Source organism: Streptomyces sp. NPDC020379 (assembly GCF_044387105.1).
GTDB lineage: Bacteria > Actinomycetota > Actinomycetes > Streptomycetales > Streptomycetaceae > Streptomyces.
The window spans coordinates 18,915-42,461 of the sequence record NZ_JBIRVR010000013.1 but is presented as its reverse complement, the minus strand read 5'-3'; the positions used below and the strand labels follow the sequence as shown (position 1 = coordinate 42,461).

At 71.6% G+C, this 23,547-nt stretch carries 19 protein-coding genes; 11 read left to right on the top strand and 8 right to left on the bottom strand.

Going from position 1 to position 23,547, the window contains the following annotated elements; translation table 11 throughout:
• Window positions 1-91: 91 nt before the first annotated feature.
• The 6 genes from ACH427_RS18435 to ACH427_RS18410 form a co-directional block, all read right to left on the bottom strand.
• Window positions 92-1,105: an alpha/beta fold hydrolase gene (locus ACH427_RS18435; RefSeq protein WP_398870542.1), complete on the bottom strand. Its 1,014-nt coding sequence runs from the start codon at window positions 1,103-1,105 to the stop codon at window positions 92-94.
• Window positions 1,102-1,590, bottom strand: a complete 489-nt coding sequence (locus ACH427_RS18430) for a phage holin family protein (protein ID WP_398870541.1) — start codon at window positions 1,588-1,590, stop codon at window positions 1,102-1,104. The genes ACH427_RS18435 and ACH427_RS18430 overlap by 4 nt, the downstream gene beginning before the upstream one ends.
• 66 nt (window positions 1,591-1,656) lie before the next feature.
• Window positions 1,657-3,054 carry a Na+/H+ antiporter NhaA gene (gene nhaA, locus ACH427_RS18425; protein WP_398870540.1) on the bottom strand — a complete coding sequence of 466 codons (1,398 nt, stop codon included), beginning with the start codon at window positions 3,052-3,054 and terminating at the stop codon, window positions 1,657-1,659.
• 202 nt (window positions 3,055-3,256) lie between these two features.
• Entirely contained in the window at window positions 3,257-5,224 is a 1,968-nt protein-coding gene (gene acs / locus ACH427_RS18420) for an acetate--CoA ligase (RefSeq protein WP_398870539.1), read from the bottom strand.
• 203 nt (window positions 5,225-5,427) lie between these two features.
• The gene (locus ACH427_RS18415) at window positions 5,428-7,737 is read right to left on the bottom strand and encodes a SulP family inorganic anion transporter (protein ID WP_398870538.1); all 2,310 of its coding nucleotides are present in this window, start codon (window positions 7,735-7,737) and stop codon (window positions 5,428-5,430) included.
• A gap of 304 nt (window positions 7,738-8,041) precedes the next feature.
• Window positions 8,042-9,037 (bottom strand): ATP-binding protein, encoded by a 996-nt coding sequence (locus tag ACH427_RS18410; RefSeq protein ID WP_398870537.1) that lies wholly within the window; start codon window positions 9,035-9,037, stop codon window positions 8,042-8,044.
• A 101-nt stretch (window positions 9,038-9,138) separates the two neighbouring features.
• On the opposite strand from ACH427_RS18410, the gene ACH427_RS18405 reads away from it, so the two are divergent.
• Window positions 9,139-9,960, top strand: coding sequence for an oxidoreductase (locus tag ACH427_RS18405; protein ID WP_398870536.1), 822 nt, complete (start codon window positions 9,139-9,141; stop codon window positions 9,958-9,960).
• Between the two features lie 398 nt (window positions 9,961-10,358).
• On the opposite strand, the gene ACH427_RS18400 is transcribed toward ACH427_RS18405, so the two are convergent.
• Window positions 10,359-11,204 carry an HAD family hydrolase gene (locus ACH427_RS18400; protein WP_398870535.1) on the bottom strand — a complete coding sequence of 282 codons (846 nt, stop codon included), beginning with the start codon at window positions 11,202-11,204 and terminating at the stop codon, window positions 10,359-10,361.
• 454 nt (window positions 11,205-11,658) lie between these two features.
• Here ACH427_RS18400 and ssd point away from each other — a divergent pair, with 454 nt between their 5' ends.
• From ssd to ACH427_RS18365, 7 genes are all read left to right on the top strand, one after another.
• Window positions 11,659-12,774: a septum site-determining protein Ssd gene (ssd, locus tag ACH427_RS18395; protein ID WP_398870534.1), complete on the top strand. Its 1,116-nt coding sequence runs from the start codon at window positions 11,659-11,661 to the stop codon at window positions 12,772-12,774.
• A complete protein-coding gene (locus ACH427_RS18390) occupies window positions 12,771-13,928 on the top strand; it encodes a TadA family conjugal transfer-associated ATPase (RefSeq protein WP_398870533.1) in 1,158 nt (385 codons plus the stop codon). Before ssd ends, ACH427_RS18390 begins: the two co-directional genes overlap by 4 nt.
• On the top strand, window positions 13,925-14,860 hold the full coding sequence (locus ACH427_RS18385) for a type II secretion system F family protein (protein ID WP_398870532.1): 936 nt from the start codon (window positions 13,925-13,927) through the stop codon (window positions 14,858-14,860). Before ACH427_RS18390 ends, ACH427_RS18385 begins: the two co-directional genes overlap by 4 nt.
• Before the next feature lie 539 nt (window positions 14,861-15,399).
• Window positions 15,400-15,756 (top strand): type II secretion system F family protein, encoded by a 357-nt coding sequence (locus ACH427_RS18380; protein WP_398870531.1) that lies wholly within the window; start codon window positions 15,400-15,402, stop codon window positions 15,754-15,756.
• A 31-nt stretch (window positions 15,757-15,787) separates the two neighbouring features.
• On the top strand, window positions 15,788-16,018 hold the full coding sequence (locus ACH427_RS18375; protein ID WP_398870530.1) for a DUF4244 domain-containing protein: 231 nt from the start codon (window positions 15,788-15,790) through the stop codon (window positions 16,016-16,018).
• Window positions 16,005-16,349, top strand: coding sequence for a TadE family type IV pilus minor pilin (locus tag ACH427_RS18370; RefSeq protein WP_398870529.1), 345 nt, complete (start codon window positions 16,005-16,007; stop codon window positions 16,347-16,349). Before ACH427_RS18375 ends, ACH427_RS18370 begins: the two co-directional genes overlap by 14 nt.
• 7 nt (window positions 16,350-16,356) lie before the next feature.
• Window positions 16,357-16,689, top strand: a complete 333-nt coding sequence (locus ACH427_RS18365) for an Rv3654c family TadE-like protein (protein ID WP_398870528.1) — start codon at window positions 16,357-16,359, stop codon at window positions 16,687-16,689.
• 487 nt (window positions 16,690-17,176) lie between these two features.
• Here ACH427_RS18365 and ACH427_RS18360 read toward each other — a convergent pair whose 3' ends face one another.
• On the bottom strand, window positions 17,177-19,633 hold the full coding sequence (locus tag ACH427_RS18360; protein WP_398870527.1) for a DEAD/DEAH box helicase: 2,457 nt from the start codon (window positions 19,631-19,633) through the stop codon (window positions 17,177-17,179).
• 54 nt (window positions 19,634-19,687) lie between these two features.
• On the opposite strand from ACH427_RS18360, the gene bldG reads away from it, so the two are divergent.
• The 3 genes from bldG to ACH427_RS18345 all read left to right on the top strand — a co-directional run bounded on the left by bldG (window position 19,688) and on the right by ACH427_RS18345 (window position 23,458).
• Window positions 19,688-20,029, top strand: a complete 342-nt coding sequence (gene bldG, locus ACH427_RS18355) for an anti-sigma factor antagonist BldG (protein WP_030367299.1) — start codon at window positions 19,688-19,690, stop codon at window positions 20,027-20,029.
• A 119-nt stretch (window positions 20,030-20,148) separates the two neighbouring features.
• Window positions 20,149-20,613, top strand: a complete 465-nt coding sequence (locus ACH427_RS18350) for an ATP-binding protein (RefSeq protein ID WP_398870526.1) — start codon at window positions 20,149-20,151, stop codon at window positions 20,611-20,613.
• 451 nt (window positions 20,614-21,064) lie between these two features.
• Window positions 21,065-23,458, top strand: a complete 2,394-nt coding sequence (locus ACH427_RS18345; protein WP_398870525.1) for a sodium-translocating pyrophosphatase — start codon at window positions 21,065-21,067, stop codon at window positions 23,456-23,458.
• Window positions 23,459-23,547: the final 89 nt, after the last annotated feature.

The following is a 23,547-nucleotide window of genomic DNA, read 5'->3' as shown; positions in this document are numbered from 1 at the left end:
CGGGGGAACGGCCGTTCCCATGTGCGTGGCGGTGCTCCGGCGGCCCGTGCCGGGTGGGATCCGCGGCTGCGGCGCGGGTCCGCTGCGGAGGTCAGCGGTCCGGTTCGGGGTCCTTGAGCCAGTTGACCAGTTCCGTGGAGAACGCCGCCGGGTCCTCCTCGTGCGGGAAGTGCCCGAGCCCGTCGAAGAGCCGCCAGCGGTACGGTGCCTCGACGTACTCCCCGGAGCCCGCGGCGCTGCGCGTACGCATCACCGGATCGAGGGAACCGTGCAGGTGCAGCGTCGGCACCCGCACCGGACGCTTCATCCGGCGGTTGAACTGGAGACCGTCCGGGCGGGCCATCGACCGCACCATCCAGCGGTACGGCTCGATCGAGCAGTGCGCCGTGGAGGGGATCGTCATGGCCCGCCGGTAGGTGTCGACAGCGTCGTCGTCCGGCAGCCGGGGGCCCGACCACTCCCGCACCAGCCGTCCCACCAGTGCCGCGTCGTCCGCGACCAGCCGCCGCTCCGGCAGCCACGGCTGCTGGAAGCCCCAGACGTACGAACCGGCCGCGCTCTGCTTGACGTCGGAGAGCATCGCCGAACGCCAGCGGCGGGGGTGCGGCATCGAGGAGACCGCGAGCCTGCGGACCAGCTTCGGCCGCATCACGGCCGCCGTCCACGCCAGATAGCCGCCCAGATCGTGCCCCACCAGCGCGGCGTCCGGCTCCCCGAGCGAGCGGATCACGCCGGTGATGTCGAGCGCGAGGTTCGCCGGGTCGTAGCCGCGCGGCGTGCGGTCGCTGCCGCCCACCCCGCGCAGGTCCATCGCGACCGCCCGGAAACCGGCATCGGCGAGCGCCTGCAACTGGTGCCGCCACGTCCACCAGAACTGCGGGAAGCCGTGCAGCAGCAGCACCAGGGGCCCTTCGCCCATCTCGGCGATGTGGAACCGCGCGCCGTTCGCCGCCACATCCCGGTGGGTCCAGGGACCCTCGGGACGTACGACCGACGCCCCGGAGACCACCAGGGCCGGGCCCGTCCGCGCCGCCGGAGGCCCGGCGGAGGGGGTGGGCTCGGGGTCGGGAGACGCGGGCGCTGCGGAGGTATCGGGCACCGTCATACGGCCGAGCGTGTCACAGATGCGTCGGCGCGGCCCGTGTCGACCAGCGGGTGTGGGTGCGGCTTGACGGTGCCGAGGACAGCAGCCGTCTGCTTCGCGGAGGCAATGGTCTTCTCAGGCTTGCTGACCTTCTTGAACCTGTTCACCGCCAGCAGCCCGAGAAGGGCCGCGACCAGCAGGAAAGCGCCACCGACGATCAGGAACGACCAGGCGAGCCCCATGCCGAGGTTGTGGATGCCGTACGCGGCGGCGAAGCTCAGAACGGGCAGCGAGAACAGCGCCAGCGTCCCGGCCGCGGCGATCGCGCCACCGCCGATGCCGACGCGCTTGGCGTCCTGCCGCAGCTCGGCCTTGGCCAGCGCGATCTCGTCGTGCACCAGTGCGGACAGCTCCGTGGTGGCCGTCGCCATCAGCTGGCCGAGGCTGCGGTTCGCGCCGTCGGCACCGTTCACACCGGTCGCCGCGCCGTCGTCGGCTGCGCTCATCGGCTGCTCCCTCATCGTCATCAGCTCGTCGTCTGCGGGTCTCCAGCGGATGTGAAGACACTCAGATCATGCCGGACCATCGTCCCCGGTGGTGCGCCCGGCAGCGACTTCGGCCAGCCTGCGGTGCTCGGCCGCCTTCGCCTCCAGGATCGCGGCCATCCGGAGGTGGTACGCGGGGTTGTCCTGCTCGTAGATGTCGGGGATGCCGTCGTGGTCCTCGTCGAGCTCCTCCGCGGCGCACAGTTTCCTGTACTTGTTGTCGCGCAGCTTGAGCAGCACGCTCGCCACTACCGCGGCTATCAGCGAACCGACCAGCACGGACGCCTTGATCTCGTCCGTCAGCAGCTGGTTGTCCTTGAAGGCGAGTTCGCCGATCAGCAGCGAGACCGTGAAGCCGATGCCCGCCAGCGAGGCGACGGCCAGCACGTCCGGCCACTTGAGGTCGGGATTGAGCTCCGCCTTGGTGAAACGAGCCGCCAGCCAGGTGCCGCCGAAGACGCCGATCGCCTTGCCGGCGACCAGGCCGAGGACGACGCCGAGGGTCTCGGGCCGGGTGAAGACGTCCGACAGCGCGCCGCCGGAGATCGCGACGCCCGCCGAGAACAGCGCGAACAGCGGCACGGCGAGCCCCGCCGACAGGGGGCGCACGAGGTGCTCGATGTGCTCACCGGGGGAGTGCGCCTCGCCCTCACGGCGCGTGCAGCGCAGCATCAGCCCCATGGCGACGCCCGCGATCGTCGCGTGGACGCCGCTGTTGTACATCAGCGCCCAGTTGACGATGCCCAGGGGGACGTAGACGTACCACCCGCGCACGCCCTTGTGGAGCAGCAGCCAGAAGACGGCCAGGCCCAGCACGGCGAAGCCGAGGGCCGCGAAGTTCAGCTTCTGCGTGAAGAAGACCGCGATGATCAGGATCGCGAAGAGGTCGTCGACGACGGCGAGGGTCAGCAGGAACGCCCGCAGCGCCGACGGCAGGGAGGTGCCGATGACGGCCAGTACGGCGAGCGCGAAGGCGATGTCGGTCGCGGTGGGCACGGCCCAGCCCGCCGTCGAGCCGTCGCCGGCCGACACCACGGTGAAGTAGACGAGCGCGGGCGCGGCCATGCCGCAGACCGCGGCGACGACCGGGAGGACCGCGGCCTTGGGATCGCGCAGCTCGCCCGCGACCAGCTCGCGCTTGAGCTCGATGCCCGCGACGAAGAAGAAGACGGCCAGCAGGCCGTCGGCGGCCCAGTGCTGGACCGAAAGATTCAGGCCGAGGGAGCCCGGACCGAAGTGGAACGAGCTGACCGACTGATAGCTGTCCCGCAGCGGGGTGTTCGCCCAGATCAGCGCGGCGACGGCGGCGACGAGCAGTAGCACGCCACCCACGGTCTCGGTACGCAGGGCATCGGCGAGGTAATTCCGCTCTGGCAGCGGCAGCCGGCCGAGAAAGACGGAGCGGCGGTTCTTGGGCGCGGCCACGGCGGAGGACCTCCTGGGGGTCGACTGGATACACGTGTGCTGTGTGCCGACCAGACTTCCCGGCGCGCCCATGATTCTTGTCGCGTTTTTGACGCGACGAATACTTACCTTAGCCCGAAAGAGTGAGGGGCACCCGGCGTGGTGCCGGGTGCCCCTCACTCGTACGAAGTGTTCGCTCGCTGCCCTGGGGCAGTGTGACGCCTCAGTCCTCGCTGCTCGCGGCCGGGAGCTGGGACTGGATCAGGTCCATGACCGAGGAGTCGGTGAGCGTGGTGACGTCCCCGAGGGTGCGGTTCTCGGCCACGTCGCGCAGCAGGCGGCGCATGATCTTGCCGGAGCGGGTCTTGGGCAACTCGGCGACGGGCAGGATGCGCTTGGGCTTGGCGATCGGGCCGAGTTGCTTGGCGACGTGCGCCCGGAGCTCCTCGACCAGGCCCTCCTCGGTCGCGTCCACATTGCCGCGCAGGATCACGAAGGCGCAGATGGCCTGGGTGGTCTGCGGGTCGGCCGCGCCGACGACGGCCGCCTCGGCGACCTTGGGGTGCGAGACCAGCGCGGACTCGACCTCGGTGGTGGAGATGTTGTGGCCGGAGACCAGCATCACGTCGTCGACGCGCCCGAGCAGCCAGACATCGCCGTCGTCGTCCTTCTTCGCGCCGTCGCCCGCGAAGTACCTGTGCTCGAAGCGGGACCAGTAGGTGTCGAGGTAGCGCTGGTCGTCGCCCCAGATGGTGCGGAGCATGGAGGGCCAGGGCTCGGTCAGGACGAGGTAGCCGCCGTGGCCGTCGGGCACCTCGCGGGCGTCGTCGTCCACGACGGTGGCCGCGATGCCGGGGAGCGGCACCTGGGCGGAGCCGGGCTTGGTGGCGGTGACGCCGGGCAGCGGGCTGATCATGATGCTGCCGGTCTCGGTCTGCCACCAGGTGTCGACCACGGGGGTCCGGTCGGCGCCGATGTGCTTGCGGTACCAGACCCACGCCTCGGGGTTGATGGGCTCGCCGACCGAGCCGAGGACGCGCAGGCTGGACAGGTCGAACTTGGCGGGGATGTCGTCGCCCCACTTCATGGCGGCGCGGATCGCGGTCGGCGCGGTGTAGAGGATCGTGACGCCGTACTTCTGGACGATCTCCCACCAGCGGCCCTGGTGGGGGCTGTCGGGCGTGCCCTCGTAGAGCACTTCGGTCGCGCCGTTGCTCAAGGGGCCGTAGACGATGTACGAGTGGCCGGTGACCCAGCCGACGTCGGCCGTGCACCAGAAGACGTCGGTCTCCGGCTTGAGGTCGAAGACGGCGTGGTGGGTGTACGAGGTCTGGGTGAGGTAGCCGCCGGTGGTGTGCAGGATGCCCTTGGGCTTCCCCGTGGTGCCGGAGGTGTAGAGGATGAACAGCGGGTGCTCGGCGTCGAACGCCTGCGGGGTGTGCTGGTCCGACTGGCGCTCGACGAGGTCGTGCCACCACACGTCGCGGCCTGAGGTGAAGGCGATGTCCTCCTGGCCGGTGCGCCGGACGACGAGGACGCTGCGGACGTTCTCGGTGCCGGGGCGGGTCAGGGCCTCGTCCACGGCGGGCTTGAGCGCGGACGGCTTGCCGCGCCGGTAGCCGCCGTCGGCGGTGATGACGACGCGGGCGTCGGCGTCGTTGATGCGGGTCGCGAGGGCGTCCGCGGAGAAGCCGCCGAAGACGAGCGAGTGCGGGGCGCCGATCCGGGCGCAGGCGAGCATCGAGATGACGGCCTCGGGGATCATCGGCAGATAGATCGCGACCCGGTCGCCCGCCTGGACACCCAGCTCCGTCAGGGCGTTGGCGGCCTTGGAGACCTCGCGCTGGAGCTCGGCGTAGGTGATGGTGCGGGTGTCGCCCGGCTCGCCCTCGAAGTGGATGGCGACCCGGTCGCCCAGGCCGTTCTCCACATGGCGGTCCACGCAGTTGTACGCCACGTTGAGCCGGCCGTCGGCGAACCACTTGGCGAACGGCGGGTTCGACCAGTCCAGGACCTCGGTCGGCTCGGTCTCCCAGCTCAGCCGCCGGGCCTGCGTGGCCCAGAAGCCCAGCCGGTCAGCCCGCGCCTGCTCGTACGCCTCCGCGGTGACATTGGCGTTCGCGGCCAGGTCGGCAGGCGGTGCGAAGCGGCGCTCCTCCTTCAAGAGGTTGGCCAGGCTTTCGTTGCTCACGACATCTCCCTTTCCCAGGCTGCCCGTTGCGTCCCGGGCCATAGCTCATCAGCCCGGGGTGCACTCTGACAAGGGTTGTCGGGAAAAACTGGTTTAGACCTTTGCGCGAAGGGGTTGTTCGAGGTCAGGCGGGTGATGCGGGGGTGGCGGGGGTACGTCGGCCCCGGGGCGACAGGGGTGGCCGTTCCGCGGCCGACCGCCCCTCAGACGGCGTCGAGGACCTCCGGTCGTACGGCCTTGAAGGTGCGCGAGCGCGGGTCCAGCACATACGCCTGCGCCTCGGCGACGTGGAAATACATCCCCTGTAGCTGAAGCATTCCTTCCGCCACGCGCCGGGCGACGCACACGTGGGCCATCAGATGGTCGAGCTGCTGCATCACGTTGACGAGCGCGAGGCGTTCGGCGTCGTCCGCCACGGGGCGGTCGGCCAGCGCCACCTCGCCGCGGCCGAGCCGGCCGATCCGCTGCATCCGGGCCAGGCTCGGACGGCCGTGCCGCAGCCAGCGGGTGAGCGAGGTCTGCTGGGCGCCCGGCCCCTGGTCCGCGGCGTCGAGCAGGGCCTGCATCGCCCCGCATCCGGAGTGCCCGCAGACGGTGATGGTGCCGACCTCCAGCACCTCCACCGCGTACTCCACGGCGGCGCCGACCGAATCGCAGGTGCCGTCGGAACCGGGAGGAGGCATCAGATTGCCGACATTGCGCACGGTGAACAGATCGCCCGGACCGCTGGAGGTGATCATGCTCGTCACCAGCCGGGAGTCGGCGCAGGTGAGGAACAGCTGGGTGGGGCGCTGTCCTTCGAGGGCGAGCCGGGCCAGCTCGTCCCGCACCAGGGGGGCCGTGTGGCGCTGGAAGGCGGTGACCCCGCCGAGCAGTTGCCGCCCGCCTCCGGCATGCTGGGCGGAGGCGTCCGTGCCGGGACGGGTGCAGTGGTGGTTGCGCCAGGGGGTCCACGGGCGGCACACATGGGCGCTGGAGGGCTCGGCGACGGTCTGACCGCCGCGCCCCCGGAGCGTGACCCGGCCGCCGTGTGCGCGATGGGTATCGGTCCATGACTGCAAGGCGTCGTAGGCCGCGTGATCCATGAAGGAGCCTCCCAGCTCGACCACCACGCTCGCGCCGGTGGGCACGTGCGCCAGCGCCCGGGTCAGCCGCGGCACGGCCAGGAACGTCAACTGCCCGCTGACGAGCACCAGATGATCGTCGCCCCGGGGCTCGACGGTGACGCGGGTGTGCGCGAGCCGCCGCAGGGAGAGGAAGCCGGCGACCACGAGCCCGATCGTGAGCCCCTGCAGCACGCCGAGCAGCACCACCGACCCCAGCGTGGCCACGTACATCGGGAAATCCCGCTGCCGCCGCACATGCTTGATGTGCGCGAAGCTCACCATCCGGACTCCGGCGGCCATGACCAGTGCGCCGAGCGCGGCGAGGGGGATCAGCTCCAGCACGGAGGTGAGCAGCCCCGCGCAGAGCACCACCCACACGCCTTGCAGGACCGTGGACGTGCGGGTGGCGGCGCCCGCCCGGACATTCGCGGAGCCGCGCAGCGCGCCGCCGGCGATCGGCAGCCCGCCGAGCAGCCCGGAGACCACGTTCGCCGCCCCTTGCCCGATGAGCTCCCGGTCCAGCGCGGCAGGGTCGGCCGGCGCGTCCGGCCGCTCTGACCGCAGCCGGTCGACGGCCACGGCGGACAGCAGGGACTCCATGCTCGCGACGAGCGTGACCGTCAGGACGGCCGCGAACACCCCGAGCACCGGCCCCTCCGGAAGAGCCGGCAGGGCCTGGAGCTCCCAGCGGGGCAGCGAGACGCGGGGCAGGACGAGCCCGGTGGCGGCGGCGGTGGCCACGGTCACCGCCGCCACCGGGGCCGGGACCGCGCGCAGTCCACGGCCGATCCGCCCCGGCAGCCGGGGCCAGGCGACCAGCACGGTCAGCGTGATCGCGCCGACGAGCAGGGCCGCCGGGTGCGGATCCGTCAGCACCGGGGGAAGCGCGGCGAGATTGGCCGCGGCGGAGCCGTACGGGCTGCCGCCCAGGACCACGTGGGCCTGTCCGAGCGCGATGCTGACGCCGATGCCCGCGAGCAGCCCGTGCACGATGGCAGGGCTCACGGCGAGCGCGGCGCGGGCCACCCGGGCGGTGCCGAGCGCCAGTTGGGCCAGGCCCGCGAGAGCGGTGATCGCGCAGGTGGTCCGCCACCCGTACCTCTGGACGAGCTCCGCGGTCACCACGACGAGCCCCGTGGCGGCACCGCTGACCTGAAGCGGGGCACCGCCCAGCAGGCCCGCGACGATGCCGCCGGCCGCCGCCGCGACCAGACCCGCCTGGAGGGGCGCGCCGGTGGCCAGGGCGATGCCCAGGGAGAGCGGGACGGAGATCAGGAAGACGACCATGGAGGCGAGGAGATCCCGCCGCCAGAGGCGCTTGCCGGAATGGCGCTCTCCGCTGCTTACGGAGCCGGACGTGTCGGCCGGTCTCGACATGTCCGTCGTATTCGTCGACTGAGGCTGCATGGGCGTTCCCGTCTTCGTCGGGGCGGCGCGGCCGCGAGGAGGGCGCGGCCGTGGTCACGGCGTGCAGCGGCGGGAGCGGCTGCGATGGCGGGGTGTATCAACACTCGGTAAACGAATCGTAATGGAGAGTAAAGGTGGAGGGAAGGCTGAAAGATCGAAGAAGAGGCAATTCCTCCTATCGAGTGAATGGCTGTCTTTATCTGCCCGTTGTTCTTCGATTTGGTTCTGTGCAGGGGGTGTTGCTTGTGCGAGTCTGCTGCGGTTGTTTCCCCACCGATTCTTTTCGGACCCCTCGGGGTGCCGCTCAGGCGGGCTGGGCCGTGGTGGCCGCCCGCCGCTCGTCGAGAACGAAGGAAGGGTCGACCTGGGCGGCGAGATCGGCGCCCGTCTTCGCGTTGCCCCAGCTCTCCGCATTCTTGAGGTGGAAGTGCACCATCTGCCGCGTATAGCGCTGCCAGTCACGCTGTTCGTAGGCGCTGTCGGCCGTCTCGCGCAGCGTCCGCAGCGCCGCCCGGTTGGACTCCTCCAGCAGACCGAAGCGGGGCGGCCGGCCCTTCTCCATGGCCCGCACCCAGTCCGAGTGGCCGACTGTCACCAGCAGGTCGTCGCCGACCTCCGCGCGCAGGAAGTCGAGGTCGTCGGTGCCCTGCACCTTGTTGCCGACGACCTTCAGGGAGACGCCGAAGTCCTGTGCGTACTCCTTGTACTGGCGGTAGACCGAGACCCCCTTGCGGGTGGGCTCGGCCACCAGGAAGGTCATGTCGAACCGGGTGAACATCCCGGACGCGAACGAGTCGCTGCCCGCCGTCATGTCGACAACGACGTACTCGCCGGGCCCGTCGACAAGGTGATTGAGGCACAGCTCGACCGCGCCGACCTTGGAGTGGTAGCAGGCGACCCCGAGATCTGACTCGGTGAACGGGCCGGTGGCCATCAGCCGGACCGACGCGCCGTCGTCGAGCGGGACCGTGCGGGCGCAGGTCGCGTAGACGGGGTTCTCCTCGTCCACCCGCAGCAGCCGCGAGCCCTCGCCGGGCGGAGTCGTCTTGATCATCGTGGCGGCGGAGGCGATCCGGGGGTTGCTCCCCCGCAGATAGTCCTTGATCAAAGGGAGCTGGGCGCCCATCGCGGGCAGCGCGGCGGCCTCCTCGTCGTCCAGCCCGAGCGCGGCGCCGAGGTGCTGGTTGATATCGGCGTCCACCGCCAGCAGGGGTGCGCCGTCCGCTGCGAGATGGCGGATGAACAGTGAGGACAGCGTGGTCTTGCCGCTGCCGCCCTTGCCTACGAAAGCGATCTTCATGTTCACCAAGCGTAGGGCGATGGCCGCGGAAAGTGAGAACCGCGCGTGAAGAAGACCACTCCTTCGAGGGGTGTGAAGCCAAAGTGCGTACTGTTTTACCCATGAGTACGACTGCCGATCCGCTCGCGGCCCTGGGTTCGCTCCCTGGCGTTGCCGACTCCGTGGACTCCGTGCGCAAGGCGGTGGACCGCGTCTACGGCCACCGCGTGATGCGCCGTCGCAGCAATGAGATCGCCTCCGAGGCCGCGCTGCGCGGAGCGCGTGGCTCCGCGGCGCTCTCCGGCGCCGACTGGGCGCTGGAAGAGGTGCGCCGGCGCACCGACTTCAGCGTCGAGGGCGAGCCCCGCACGGTGGGCGCGGCGCTGAGGCTCACCGCCGAGGCGGGCCAACTGCTGAGCGTGTGGCGGCAGTCGCCGCTGCGGGTGCTGGCCAGGCTGCACCTGGTGGCGGCGGGTGGCAACCGGCCGGACGAGACGGTGGGGCGGCCCCGGCTGGAGGGTGAGCCGGTCGACGAGCCGCTGATCGAGCTGGAGCTCCCGAGCGCCGCCGAGGTGTCCGGCCGGCTCGATGGGCTGGCCGGGCTGCTGCTCGCGGGCAGCGAGGCGCCCGCGCTGGTGACGGCCGCCGTGGTGCACGGGGAACTGCTGGCGCTGCGCCCCTTCGGGTCGTGCAACGGGCTGGTGGCGCGGACCGCTGAGCGGATCGTACTCGTCGGCAGCGGGCTCGACCCCAAGTCGATCTGCCCCGCGGAGGTGGGCCACGCCGAACTGGGCCGGGCGGCCTATGTGGCGGCGCTCGAAGGCTATGTGTCCGGCACGCCCGAGGGAGTGGCGGCCTGGATCATCCACTGCGCCCGCGCCACGGAGCTGGGCGTACGCGAGAGCACGGCCGTGTGCGAGGCACTCCAGCGCGGAGCCGCCTGACACATGGAGCCCCGACCGGCCTGGGAGAGCGCGATCCTCGGTCAGCGGTCATCCCGCGTTGGGAGCCGCGTCCAGCAAGGGGGCGGGGCCGGGAAATCCGGCTGACAGGGTTGCGGCGGTACCGGTCAAGTCCGGTACCGCCGCTGGCATGTTCGCCGGGTTACCATGCGTGCACGGTGTTTGCCCATCAGGTCGAGACTTCGCTCGCCCCTGGTGCGGCTGGCCCGTAATCGACGGGTCGGCGTCGCGTGGGTGCCCGACGTTCATGCTCGGTCCGTGGGGCCGTGGTGCGTGAAGGGCTTCCTCTCGGATGTCCCTGGTCTCGCGGGCCGTTGATTCCTTTCTACTCCTGTCGCCCCCGAAGCGGAAGTCCAAGCGGCAGTTCTTTGCTTTTGCCTTCAAAGGCGGGCAATGCGGGCACTGGGTGAGCGGCGCCGACTGGCGAGCCAGACCAGGCTCGCGGTGGCCACGGCAGCGCCGACCGCGGCGGCCGTGACCAGGGCGGGGCGGGAGGGCAGGGACAGCGAGGGGACCCGCTGCTTGAGCCGCACCGGTCGGTTGAAGGAGAGCACCGGCCAGTCGCGGGCGGCCGCCTCCCGGCGCAACGCGCGGTCCGGATTCACCGCGTGCGGGTGACCCACCGATTCCAGCATCGGGATATCGGTCACCGAGTCGCTGTACGCATAGCAGCGCGCGAGATCGTATCCCTCGGACTCCGCGAGCTCCCTGATGGCCTCGGCCTTGGTCGGGCCATAGGCGTAGTACTCCACTTCGCCGGTGAAGACGCCGTCCTCGACGACCATCCGGGTGGCGACCACGCGGTCCGCGCCGAGGAGTTCACCGATGGGTTCGACGACCTCGGCGCCGGAGGTGCTCACAATCACCACATCGCGGCCGGCGGTGTGGTGTGCTTCGATGAGAGAGGCGGCCTCGTCGTAAATGATCGGGTCGATGAGTTCATGCAGAGTCTCCGCGACGAGCTCACGGACCTGCTGGACATTCCAGCCCCGGCAGAGCGCGGAGAGATACTCCCGCATCCGCTCCATCTGGTCGTGATCGGCACCGCCGGCGAGGAAGACGAACTGCGCGTATGCGGTGCGCAGGACGGCGCGTCGGTTGATCAAGCCACCTTGGTAGAACGACTTGCTGAAGGTGAGCGTGCTCGACTTGGCAATGACCGTCTTGTCCAGATCAAAGAACGCGGCGGTCCTGGGCAGCGAGTGGTTTTCCACGGTGCCGAGCATAGGGGCCCTCCATTCGGCGTAAGCTGAGGCGTGTGGGTTTGCCTGAGAAGGCTCTCGGGTACACCATGGAAGTCACGGATCGTTCGCGACCGTGTCTAACCCGGCCCGACTCCTCCCCCCCCCGAGTCGGCCGTGGGGACGACCCCCGCTCTCCCCCCCGGCGGGGGTCGTCGCATGTCCGGATGCATTTCGCGCGTCCCTATCCGATCTTCCTCCCTTCTCTCGGCCTCGCGGTGCCGCGCCCTCCCCTCCTTCATACGCGTCACGCTGCGTAATCGCCAGGCCGCTCTCCGGAAGTCACCGGTATAGGTGACCGGGATATTCACAACGGCTCGGCCGTCCACAGTTTTCAACCAAGATCCACATGATTTTCCAGTTCCGGGCACGGTGATTCCCCGCGCTGTTCCGCGATGTACGTGGAAGCGAGAGCGCGTAGTGGGACGGGGAGGACATCGTGGCCGGATCCAGTGCATCCGATTGGCCCCGCGCCGCCGAGGGCGGCCGGGCCGGGCCCTTGATCGTCGCGGAGGACGAGGCGCTGCTCGACGACCTGCTGCGGCTGTGCGCCGCGGCGGGGGCGGTGCCCGAGGTGGCGCAGGGGATGCCCGCGCGCAGAGGCGTCTGGGAGCGGGCGCCCTTGGTCCTGGTCGGCGACGACTGCGCGAGCCGCCTCGGGAGCGCCGCCGCCGGGCCCCCGGGCGAGGGGCTCGTGCTCGTCGGCCGGGATCCGCAGGACCCGGGCATCTGGCGGCGGGCCGTGGAGCTCGGCGCCGGCGGCGTGGCCCTGCTGCCGGAGAACGAAGCATGGCTGGTCGACCGCATCGCCGACGCCATGGAGGAGAAAGGGAAGCCCGCCCTGACCGTGGGGGTGATCGGCGGCCGGGGCGGTGCGGGAGCGAGCACGCTGGCCTGCGCGCTCGCCGTCGGCGCCGCCCGCTCGGAGCGGCGCACCATGCTCGTCGACGCCGATCCTCTGGGTGGCGGCCTGGACGTGCTCTTCGGAGGCGAGAAAGCGGAAGGGCTCCGCTGGCCCGCCTTCGCCGACTCGCGGGGCCGGGTGGCGGGCCAGGCGCTGGAGGAGGCGCTGCCCGAGCTGCATTCGCTGCGCCTGCTCAGTTGGGACAGGGGCACGTGCGCGAGCGTGCCGCCCGACGCGATGCGGGCCGTGCTCGGCGCGGCGCGCAGGCGCGGCGGTGCGGTCGTCGTCGATCTGCCGCGACGGCTCGACGATGCCGCGGTCGAGGCCCTCGGACAGCTGGACATGGTGCTGTTGGTGGTGCCCGCGGAACTGCGCGCCGTGGTGGCGGCGCAACGCGTCGCGTCCATGGTCAGGATGATGCTCGACGACCTGAGGGTGGTCGTGCGCGGCCCGTGCGGTGCCGGGCTCGACGGCGAGGAGATCGCTCGCCTGCTGGGCCTGCCGCTCGCCGGTGAGCTGCCCTTCGACCCCGGTCTGCCCGGTGCGTTGACCGCCGGACGGCCACCGGGCGCCGATCGCGGACCGCTCGCCCGGTTCAGTGCGGAGTTCTGGGGTCGGCTTACTGCCGACGGCAGCGGGGGCTCGTCATGAGCGCCGAGCTGCTGGACGCCGTGCGGCTGAGGCTCGCCGAGAGTGGTACGGAACCGACGCCGGCCCGGGTGGCGGAGGCGCTGCGAAGCGAGGGGCGGCTGCTGGGGGACGCCGAAGTGCTCGGTGTCGTCAAGCGGTTGAGGTCCGAGCTGGTCGGCACCGGCCCGCTGGAGCGGCTGCTCGCCGAGCCCGATGTCACCGATGTGCTCGTGACCGCCCCCGATCAGGTCTGGGTCGACCGGGGCTCCGGGCTTGAGCGCACGGGGGTGACCTTTCCCGACGCGGCGGCGGTGCGCCGGCTCGCGCAGCGGCTCGCCGCGATCGCCGGCCGGCGGCTGGACGACGCCCGGCCGTGGGTGGACGCCCGGCTCCCGGACGGGACGCGGCTGCACGCCGTGCTGCCTCCGGTGGCGGTGGGCTCGACGTGTCTCTCGCTGCGGGTGGTGCGGCCGCGCGCCTTCACCCTGGACGACCTGGTGGCCGCGGGCACCGTTCCGCCGGGCGGCGAGCGGCTGTTGCGGGCGGTGCTGGAGGCGCGGCTCTCCTTCGTGATCAGTGGCGGAACGGGCAGTGGCAAGACCACTTTGCTGACGACACTGTTGGGGCTGGTCGCCCCGGACGAGCGGATCGTGCTGGCGGAGGATTCCGCGGAGCTGCGGCCGGACCATCCGCATGTGGTGCGGTTGGAGACGAGGCCCGCGAACCAGGAGGGAATCGGTCTGGTCACCCTTCGGGATCTGGTGCGCCAGGCGCTGCGGATGCGGCCGGACCGGCTGGTGGTCGGTGAGGTGCGAGGGCCCGAAGTCACCGACCTGCTGGCGGCGTTGAACACGGGGCACGAGGGCGGGTGTGGCACGGTCCACGCGAACGCCGCGGCGGACGTGCCTGCCCGCTTGGAGGCCCTGGGGTCCACGGCCGGCCTCGATCGGGCGGCGCTGCACAGCCAGTTGGCGGCGGGGCTGGCCGTGGTGATCCACCTCGTTCGGGTGCGAGGAGGGCTGCGACGCATCGCCGAGGTGCATGTGCTCGACCGTGACGGAGCGGGGTTCGTGACGACCGTGCCGGCGGCTGTCCGTGGTCCGGCGGGCTTCGAGCGGGCCCGGGGCTGGGATCGGCTGGCGGAGCTGTGCGAGCGCGGGGGGTGCGCGCCATGACGGTTCACGCGGCGGTGCCCCACACCGTGCTCGGGCCGGTCGCGGCACTGGGGGCGCTGGTCATGGCCTGGTCGCTGATGCGGCCGGACCAGGAAGTGCGGCGGGCCAGGATGCTGTTCGCCGGTGGGGGTGTGACCGGACCCGTCGGGTTCAGGCTTCCCGACTGGGTCGAGGAGTGGCGCGGCCGGTTGTGGCGGCTGGCGCTGGAGCGGCGTGAGCTGGTGTGCCTCCCGCTCGGAGGTGTGGTGGCGCTGCTGGGGCAGTCGGTGTTGCCGCTGTTGGCCGCGGTGGCGGCCGTGCCGTTGGTGAGGCGGTGGCTCGGGGCGCGCCGGTCGCGGGAGGAGCGGGAGCGGCGGGAAGCGGCGGTGATCGAGCTCTGCGGGGCCGTCGCGGGAGAGCTGAGGGCGGGTCGGCAGCCCGCTGAGGCACTGTCGGCCGTCGGCGCGCGGGAGTTGGGGTCGGACTGGGGCGTGGTCCCGGCCGCGGCGCGATTCGGCGGGGACGTGCCGGAGGCGCTGCGCACGGTGGGGCGGCTGCCGGGGGCCGAGGGGCTGCAGGGCGTGGCCGCCTGCTGGAAGGTCGCGGTCGACGGGGGTGCGGGGCTCGCGGCGGCGCTGGAGCGAGTGGCGGCCGCGTTGAGCGCGGAGCGTGATCAACGGGAGGAGCTGCACGCCCAGTTGGCAGGCACCCGGTCCACCGCCTTGATGCTCGCCGTGCTTCCGGTCGTGGCCCTGCTGATGGGCAGCGCGCTCGGGGCCGCGCCGCTGCGGGTGCTGCTGCATACGCCAGCGGGGCTGGGGTGCCTGTGTCTCGGTGGCTTGCTGGAGGGCACGGGGCTCGCCTGGACGGGGCGGATCGTGCGCTCAGCGGTCGGGGTGCCGACTGCGGGGGCGGGTCCGCTGCGGAGCTCGGAGCGGAGGAGCGTCAGGTGAGCGGAAATGTTATCCACAGCCTGTGGATGGTGATGCCGCTGCTCTGCGTCGCACTCGCGGGCGTGACGGCGGTTCTCGGGGCGGTCCGTGGGAGGCGGAGCGCGCGCAGGAGGGCCGCGTCCCTCTTCGGCCGGTCCGAGGCGGAGGCTAGTGGATGGGCGCGGATATTGCTGCGGCTGCGGGCGGAGCGGCTTCCGGGTGCCGGTCGCTGGCTGCCGATGGCGGGGGCCGCTGCCGCCGGTCCCATCCTCGTCGGAGGGATCATCGGGTGGGGGCTGGGACTCGCCGCCGCGTACGGCATGTGGCGGTTCCGGCGGCGAGCGGGCGGGGCCGGCGAGGTCTCAGGGGGTGCTTTCTCGGCCATTTCGGCTGGATCGGCCTCGGTGTCGGCGTCCGCATCGACTGTCTCGACGGCCTCATCCGCCTCGGCTACCTCGGTTGTGTCAGAGGCAGAAGTAGAGAAGCAGCTTCCGCTCGCCGCGGATCTTTTGGCCGCGTGTCTCGCCGCCGGGGCGGGGCCAAGAGAGGCGGCGGAGGCGGTGGGCGCGTCCCTCGGCGGGCCGGTGGGTGAGCGGTTGGCCCAGGCGGCCGCGGAGGTCCGGCTCGGCGGCGAGCCCGTCACGGCCTGGAGCCGGGTCGGGAGCCTCCCTCAGGCACGAGCTCTGGCGAGCTGCCTGGAGCGTGCGCAGGCGACCGGCGTGCCCGCGGTGGAGCCCATGTCCCGGCTCGCGGGCCGCCTGCGCGCCGAGCGGAGCCGGGCGGCGGGCATACGGGCCCGGCGTGCGGGCGTGCTGGTGACGGCCCCGCTGGGGCTGTGCTTCCTGCCCGCATTCCTGACGGTCGGCGTGGTGCCCGTGGTGATCGGGCTCGCGAGCGGGCTCCTGAAAGGCAATTGACGATGAGTGAGACGAAGGCGGGGAAGTGGAAATGACAGCACTGACGGTGTCGTGGTGGTCGAGGTTCCGCGTATGGCGGGAAGCGCGGGTGCGGGCGGGGTCCGGGGCGGGCGGGGAGGCCGGGATGTCCACGGCCGAGTACGCCGTCGGCACCTTGGCGGCCTGTGCCCTGGCCGCCGTGCTCTACAAGGTGGTCACGAGCGGGGCGGTCAGCGCGGCCTTGCAGGGGCTGATCCAGAAGGCGCTCCATGCGCCGTTCTGACGGCGGCTATGTGACCGCGGAAGCCGCGTTGGCGCTGCCGGCTCTGATGCTCTTCGGCATGGCGCTGATCTGGGGGCTCATGGCCGCGTCCGCGCAGATCCAGTGCGTGGACGCGGCGCGGGCAGGGGCTCGGGCGGCGGCTCGGTCCGACCCGTCGTCGACGGCGATCGCCACGGCCAGGGCGGCCGCGCCGGAGGGCGCGCGGGTGGCGCTGACCAGAGAGGGGGACCTGGTCCGGGTGCGGGTGGACGCCCGGTCCGCCGGGCCTGGCCCCCTGGCGGTCCGGCTCGAGGGAGAGGCGGTGGCCCTTGCGGAAGAGACCGTGGGGTGACGGGGGCATGGCCACGGTGTGGGTCGCGCTGGCCGCCACGGCGTTCTGCGCGGTGTTCGCGACGGTCCTGGCCATGGCGCGGGCGATCGAGGTCCGCCACCGGGCCGGGGGAGCTGCGGACCTGGCGGTGCTGGCAGCCGCGGATCACGCTCTCGAAGGCGAGCCGACGGCGTGTGGTCTCGCCCGGCGGGTGGCGGCGGCCCAGCACACGCGGGTGGTGCGCTGCGCGGTGAGCGGCGAGTTCGCCGAAGTCTCGGCCGAGGCGGGGGCGGGCCCGTATGCGGTGCGCGTCCGTTCACGAGCGGGCCCGGCGATGGGAGGTGCGGCTGCTTGGCCGTGAGCGGTGTGGTGCGGCCTGTGGGCGGCTGGGGCGGGTCTTGTGGTCTGCGGCTCGGCGGGTGCCGTTCGGAGGCGTATGCAGGGCGGCACGGATTGCCCTGCGGCTCCGGCCCGTTCCGGGTGCTCAAGGCCCGCTTCTCGGTGGCTGAGCTGAGCTTATGGGGACGGAGCGGGCTGAATCGGGGGAGCGGGCCTGCGGCGGGCGATGGTTGACCGCAGGCTGTTCCCGACCTGTCGGCTACTGGCCCCGGCCCGGCGGCTCAAGGTGCCGGATTTCGCCTCCGGCGGTTCGGTGGCGGGGCCTGGAGGGCGCGTCCGGAGTTCGGCGCGGTGGTTCGCTCGGCGGTGTGCCGGAGGGCGGCCCCGTAGCGGCCGCAACGTCACTGAGGACGTTCCGCTGCTCCCGCCGCGTCCTCCGGCCGGTTCCGGCGGGCGCAAGGTGAGCGAAGCCCGGCTGGAGGGCCGTCAGGCGGTGTCAGGGGCTCTGGTCAGGCATCCTCCGGCGCTTTCGGTGGGGCGCCCTTGAGGAGGTGGGTGAGGAGGCGGATGGCGGCCTTCTTGTCGAGGGGGTCGTTGCCGTTGCCGCACTTGGGGGACTGGACGCAGGAGGGGCAGCCGGATTCGCACTCGCAGGCCGCGATCGCCTCGCGGGTGGCGGTGAGCCACTCGGCGGCGGTGTGGAAGGCGCGCTCGGCGAAGCCGGCGCCGCCCGAGTGGCCGTCGTAGACGAAGACGGTGGGAAGGAGCGTGTCGGGGTGGAGGGGGACGGAGACGCCCCCGATGTCCCAGCGGTCGCAGGTGGCGAAGAGCGGGAGCATGCCGATGGAGGCGTGTTCCGCGGCGTGCAGGGCACCGCCCAGGGCCTCGGGGTGGACGCGGGCGTCGTCGAGCTGGTCCTCGGTGACGGTCCACCACACGGCCCGGGTGCGCAGGGTGCGGGGCGGCAGGTCCAGCTTGGACTCACCGAGGACCTCGCCGGTGATGAGCCGGCGGCGGAGGAAGGAGACGACCTGATTGGTGACCTCGACCGAGCCGAAGCAGAGCCGTGCGTCTCCCCAGGGGACCTCGGAGCTGGTCTCCAGGATCGAGATGGCGGTGGTGTCGCGGGCGGTCGTCGAATAGGGCGGGTCAGCCTGCTCGACGAGGGCGACGGAGGCGTCCAGGTCGAGGTGGCGGACGAGATAGGTCCGGCCCCGGTGGAGGTGGACCGCGCCCTCGTGGACGGCGGCGTGCGCGGCGGCGGCGTCCACCGTGCCCAGCAGGCGCCCGGTGCCCTCCTCCACGACCTGGACGGGGCGGCCGCCCCCGCCTCGGATGTCGGTGAGGTCGGCGGCCCGCTCGCGGCGCGTCCAGTGCCAGGCGGCGGCCCGGCGGCGGAGCAGTTTGCGCCCTTCGAGCTGGGTGAGCAGACCCGGCGCCTCGGGGCCGAAGAGCGAGAGGTCGGCCTCGGTGAGCGGCAGTTCGGCCGCCGCCGCGCACAGATGCGGGGCGAGGACGTAGGGGTTGTCCGGGTCGAGGACGGTGGATTCCACCGGCTGCCGGAAGAGGGCCTCCGGGTGGTGCACGAGATAGGTGTCCAGGGGATCGTCGCGGGCGACGAGCACGGCGAGGGCGCCCCGGCCCGTACGGCCCGCGCGGCCGGCCTGCTGCCACAGCGAGGCGCGGGTGCCGGGATAGCCGGAGAGCAGGACGGCGTCGAGCCCGGCGACGTCGACGCCGAGTTCCAGGGCGGTGGTGGCCGACAGGCCCAGCAGTTCCCCGGAATGCAGGGCGCGCTCGATGGCGCGGCGCTCCTCGGGGAGGTAGCCGCCCCGGTAGGCGGCGACGCGGGAGGGGAGGGAGCGGTCGACGGCGGCCAGGCGTTCCTGGGCGATGAGGGAGATGAGCTCGGCGCCGCGCCGTGAGCGGACGAACGCGACGGTGCGGACGCCCTGGACGACGAGGTCGGTGAGGAGGTCGGCGGTCTCCGCGGTGGCGGTGCGGCGGACGGGCGCGCCCTTCTCACCGTGGAAGTCGGTGAGCGGGGGCTCCCAGAGGGCGAAGACCAGTTCGCCGCGCGGGGAGGAGTCCTCGGTGATCTCCGCCACGGGCACCCCGGTGAGCCTGGACGCCGCGGTGGCCGGGTCCGAGGCGGTGGCGGAGGCGAGGAGGAAGACGGGATACGAGCCGTAGCGGGCGCAGACACGCCGGAGCCGGCGCAGCACCTGGGCGACGTGCGAGCCGAAGACGCCGCGGTAGGTGTGGCACTCGTCGACGACGACGTAGCGCAGGGCGCGCAGGAAGGAGGACCACCTGGGGTGGGCGGGCAGGATCGAGCGGTGGAGCATGTCGGGGTTGGTGAGCGCGTAATTGGCGTACTGGCGCACCCACTCCCGCTCCTCCACGGGGGTGTCGCCGTCGTAGACGGCGGGACGGACGCTCTTGCCCAGGGGCTCGGCCAGGGCCCGTACGGCGCGTCGCTGGTCGGCGGCGAGGGCCTTGGTGGGGGCGAGGTAGAGGGCGGTCGCGCCGCGGCCGTTCGGGGCCTCCGCCCCGTCCAGCAGGGCGCTCAGCACGGGGGCCAGATAGGCGAGGGACTTGCCGGAGGCCGTTCCGGTGGCCACCACCACCGACTCGCCGCGCAGGGCGTGCTCGGCCGTGAGAGCCTGGTGAGCCCAAGGGCGCTCGATGCCGGCCAGCCGGATGGCATCGACCACTTCCGGCCGGATCTTCTCAGGCCAGGGGGCATGACGTCCCGGACGCGGGGGCAAGTGCTCCGTATGAGTGATGCGCGCAGCCCGGTCGGCCCCGGCGGTCAGCCTGTCGAGGACCGTGCGGGGAGCGGGGTGTACGCCCGCCTCCGGCGGGAGTTGATCGTTGGCCATTGACACCGAGTGTGTCACTGGCGTGGCGGACAATGGCGCCAAGGCGTCGTGCACGCCTGCCGGTAAGTGATTGAATGCCATCGCGGCTGCCGATCCATGGGGGGCGACCGCTCGATGCAAGGTGCTGGAGGATCCGTGGACCTGTCCCTGTCGACCGAGACCGTAGGCGACCGTACGGTTGTCCGGGTCGGTGGCGAGATTGATGTGTACACCGCGCCCAAGCTGCGTGAGCAGTTGGTCGAGCTTGTCAACGACGGCAGCTATCACCTCGTCGTGGACATGGAGGGCGTCGACTTCCTCGACTCCACCGGGCTCGGCGTGCTGGTCGGCGGCCTCAAGCGGGTGCGAGCCCACGAGGGCTCGCTGCGCCTGGTCTGCAACCAGGAGCGCATTCTGAAGATTTTCCGTATCACCGGCCTCACCAAGGTGTTCCCGATTCACACCTCGGTCGAGGACGCGGTGCAGGCGACCGACTGACGGTCGCCGCAGGAAGACTGCGACGCGGGGGGATCCGGGCCTGAGCGGCCCGGCCCTCCCCGCGAGTCCGCCCTTTTCCGGAAGAGGGGAAAGGGGCACGTACGACTGAGGGGGATGGCATGGCCACCGTCGAACTGCTCTTCAGTGCCCTTCCCGAGCATGTCCGGACCGCCCGGCTGGTGGCGGCCGCGGTGGCGCGCCGGGCCGGAGTCGACGAGGCCGTGCTGGACGAGCTCCGTCTCGCCGTGGGCGAGGCGTGCTCCCGCGCGGTCGGGCTGCACCTGAACAACGGGGTGACCAGCCCCGTCCGGGTCGTGCTGATCGAGGACGAGAAGAAGTTCTCCATCGAGGTCGGGGACGATGCCCCCAGGCCGCCCGCTGCCGCGCTCGCGGCCGCGCGGGGCGCCGGCGGTACCCCGAGCCCGTCCGTGCCCGCTCAGGACGACGGCGGGGCCGACGGCGAGGACGACATGGGTCTGGCCGTGATCAGCGGTCTGGTCGACGACGTCGAGGTGTCCGCCGACGACAGCGGCGGCCTGATCCGTATGAGCTGGCCGACGACGTCGGCACACGTGCTGTCGTAGCCCGCCGTCACCGTAATGCCGTAGCGAAGCGCCCTGAATCCGGCGTAACCGCCAGGGGCCCCGTGAGGCCCCACGCTCGGCGTGCGACCGCTTGCGGGCAGGGCCGGAGCGCCTGCCGGGCCGGTCCGGGGCCGTGGGCCCGGGGAGGGATTTCCGCCGTGCGGCATGAGCCGCGGGTCTATTCCCGATCCCTTACCGATCTCCCCACCCCGATCCATCCTTTATGGATCTCCGTCCGCGTATTCGGGATCTTTCTGCCGAGATCCTTTTCCGCGCGATCATTCACTCGATCTTCACGGTGGTAAGGCCGATTCCGTTTGCCGCGCTCTGTTTTGATCTCGGCATGCTCCCTACAATCCGTCCATCTTGAGCTCAGTACGCCTGAGCGTGGCGGCTGTTCCGCGTTCGCGGTGCTGTCGCGCGCCCATGTGCCAAACGTCAAGGAGGACGAATGGCGGGGCCTCTTACCCCTGAACAGGTGGACTTCACTCAGAATCTCGCGGCCGAGCTGACCCGGGGCAACCGCACGCTGGTGCTGGTGATCGGCGCTGTGGCGCTGGCCGCGCTCGGGGTCGCCGTGGTGCTCGTACGGCAGGTCCTCGCGGCGCGTGAGGGTACCGACAGCATGAGAAAGATCGCGGCGGCGGTGCAGGAAGGAGCGAATGCCTATCTCGCCCGCCAGTTGCGGACCCTCGGCATTTTCGCCGTGGCCGTGTTCTTCCTGCTCATGCTCCTGCCGGCGGACAACTGGTCGCAGCGCATCGGGCGTTCGGCCTTTTTCCTGGTCGGTGCTCTCTTCTCCGCGGCCACCGGCTATGTCGGCATGTGGCTCGCGGTACGCAGCAATGTGCGGGTCGCCGCCGCCGCGCGGGAGGCCACGCCTGCCGAGGGCGAGCCCGAAAAGGATCTGACGGCCGTTTCGCACAAGGCCATGAAGATCGCTTTCCGTACCGGCGGGGTCGTCGGCATGTGCACGGTCGGGCTGGGCCTCCTGGGCGCCTCGTGCGTGGTGCTGGCGTACAAGTCGGACGCGCCCAAGGTGCTGGAGGGCTTCGGTTTCGGCGCGGCGCTGCTCGCGATGTTCATGAGGGTCGGCGGTGGCATCTTCACCAAGGCCGCCGACGTCGGCGCCGACCTGGTCGGCAAGGTGGAAAAGGGCATTCCGGAGGACGACCCGCGCAATGCCGCCACCATCGCCGACAATGTGGGCGACAACGTCGGCGACTGCGCGGGCATGGCCGCCGACCTCTTCGAGTCCTACGCCGTGACGCTGGTCGCCGCGCTGATCCTCGGCAAGGCGGCGTTCGGCGACGCGGGCCTCGCCTTTCCGTTGCTCGTCCCCGCCATCGGGGTGCTCACCGCGATGATCGGCATTTTCGCCGTGGCACCGCGGCGCGCCGACCGCAGCGGGATGACCGCGATCAACCGGGGCTTCTTCATCTCGGCGGTCGTCTCCCTGGTGCTGGTCACGGTGGCGGTATTCGTCTATCTGCCGTCCAGCTACGCGGATTTGAAGGGCATCGGTGACGCCGCCATCAGCGGGCACAAGGGGGACCCGCGGGTGCTGGCCCTGGTGGCGGTGGCCATCGGTATCGTTCTCGCCGCGCTGATCCAGCAACTCACGGGCTATTTCACGGAGACGAGCCGCAGGCCCGTACGCGACATCGGCAAGAGCTCGCTGACCGGTCCCGCGACCGTGGTGCTCGCCGGTATCTCCATCGGCCTGGAATCCGCGGTCTATTCGGCGGTGCTGATCGCGCTCGCCGTCTACGGCGCGTTCCTGCTGGGCGGCACCTCGATCATGCTCGCGCTGTTCGCCGTCGCCCTCGCGGGCACGGGTCTGCTCACCACCGTCGGTGTCATCGTCGCCATGGACACCTTCGGCCCGGTCTCCGACAACGCCCAGGGCATCGCCGAGATGTCCGGGGACGTCGAGGGCGCGGGCGCGCAGGTGCTCACCGACCTCGACGCCGTGGGCAACACCACCAAGGCGATCACCAAGGGCATCGCCATCGCCACGGCGGTGCTCGCGGCGTCGGCGCTCTTCGGTTCGTACCGCGACGCGATCGCGACGGCGGTCGACGACGTCCACGCGAAGTCCACGGAGATGAACCTGAGTCTGGACATCTCACAGCCCAACAACCTCGTGGGCCTGGTGCTGGGCGCCGCGGTCGTCTTCCTCTTCTCGGGGCTCGCCATCAACGCCGTGGCGCGGTCGGCGGGCTCGGTGGTCTACGAGGTGCGGCGGCAGTTCCGCGAGCACCCCGGGATCATGGACTACTCCGAGAAGCCCGAGTACGGGCGCGTCGTGGACATCTGCACCAAGGACGCGCTGCGCGAACTCGCCACGCCAGGGCTGCTGGCCGTCCTGGCGCCGATCGCGGTCGGCTTCTCGCTCGGCGTCGGCGCGCTCGGTTCGTACCTCGCGGGCGCCATCGGCACCGGCACGCTGATGGCCGTCTTCCTGGCCAACTCCGGCGGCGCCTGGGACAACGCCAAGAAGCTGGTCGAGGACGGCCATTACGGCGGCAAGGGCAGCGAGGCGCATGCCGCGACGGTCATCGGTGACACGGTCGGCGACCCCTTCAAGGACACCGCCGGGCCCGCGATCAACCCGCTGCTGAAGGTGATGAACCTGGTGGCGCTGCTGATCGCTCCGGCGGTGGTCAAGTTCTCCTTCGGGGCCGACGCCAACAGGGGGTTGCGGATCGGCATCGCGGTGCTCGCCATCGTGGTCATCGTCGGTGCCGTCTACGTCTCCAAGCGGCGCGGCGTCGCGATGGACGGTGACGACGGCGAGGCGGAGCGCGCGGCGCACCCCGCGGATCCGGCGGTGGTTTCCTGACGGACCGGTCCGGCGGGACTCCGGAGGCGGGCGGACGGTGCGTGAAGGCACGCCGTCCGCCCCTGCGCCGTGGTCGCCGCCGCACCCGG

Excerpts from the sequence above, each read along its gene's own strand:
- ACH427_RS18435 (WP_398870542.1), bottom strand. The coding sequence starts at position 1,105 with ATGACGGTGCCCGATACCTCCGCAGCGCCCGCGTCTCCCGACCCCGAG.
- ACH427_RS18430 (WP_398870541.1), bottom strand. The coding sequence starts at position 1,590 with ATGAGCGCAGCCGACGACGGCGCGGCGACCGGTGTGAACGGTGCCGAC.
- ACH427_RS18415 (WP_398870538.1), bottom strand. The coding sequence starts at position 7,737 with ATGCAGCCTCAGTCGACGAATACGACGGACATGTCGAGACCGGCCGAC.
- ACH427_RS18410 (WP_398870537.1), bottom strand. The coding sequence starts at position 9,037 with ATGAAGATCGCTTTCGTAGGCAAGGGCGGCAGCGGCAAGACCACGCTG.
- ACH427_RS18405 (WP_398870536.1), top strand. The coding sequence starts at position 9,139 with ATGAGTACGACTGCCGATCCGCTCGCGGCCCTGGGTTCGCTCCCTGGC.
- ACH427_RS18400 (WP_398870535.1), bottom strand. The coding sequence starts at position 11,204 with ATGCTCGGCACCGTGGAAAACCACTCGCTGCCCAGGACCGCCGCGTTC.
- ACH427_RS18390 (WP_398870533.1), top strand. The coding sequence starts at position 12,771 with ATGAGCGCCGAGCTGCTGGACGCCGTGCGGCTGAGGCTCGCCGAGAGT.
- ACH427_RS18385 (WP_398870532.1), top strand. The coding sequence starts at position 13,925 with ATGACGGTTCACGCGGCGGTGCCCCACACCGTGCTCGGGCCGGTCGCG.
- ACH427_RS18375 (WP_398870530.1), top strand. The coding sequence starts at position 15,788 with ATGACAGCACTGACGGTGTCGTGGTGGTCGAGGTTCCGCGTATGGCGG.
- ACH427_RS18370 (WP_398870529.1), top strand. The coding sequence starts at position 16,005 with ATGCGCCGTTCTGACGGCGGCTATGTGACCGCGGAAGCCGCGTTGGCG.
- ACH427_RS18365 (WP_398870528.1), top strand. The coding sequence starts at position 16,357 with ATGGCCACGGTGTGGGTCGCGCTGGCCGCCACGGCGTTCTGCGCGGTG.
- ACH427_RS18360 (WP_398870527.1), bottom strand. The coding sequence starts at position 19,633 with ATGGCATTCAATCACTTACCGGCAGGCGTGCACGACGCCTTGGCGCCA.
- ACH427_RS18350 (WP_398870526.1), top strand. The coding sequence starts at position 20,149 with ATGGCCACCGTCGAACTGCTCTTCAGTGCCCTTCCCGAGCATGTCCGG.
- ACH427_RS18345 (WP_398870525.1), top strand. The coding sequence starts at position 21,065 with ATGGCGGGGCCTCTTACCCCTGAACAGGTGGACTTCACTCAGAATCTC.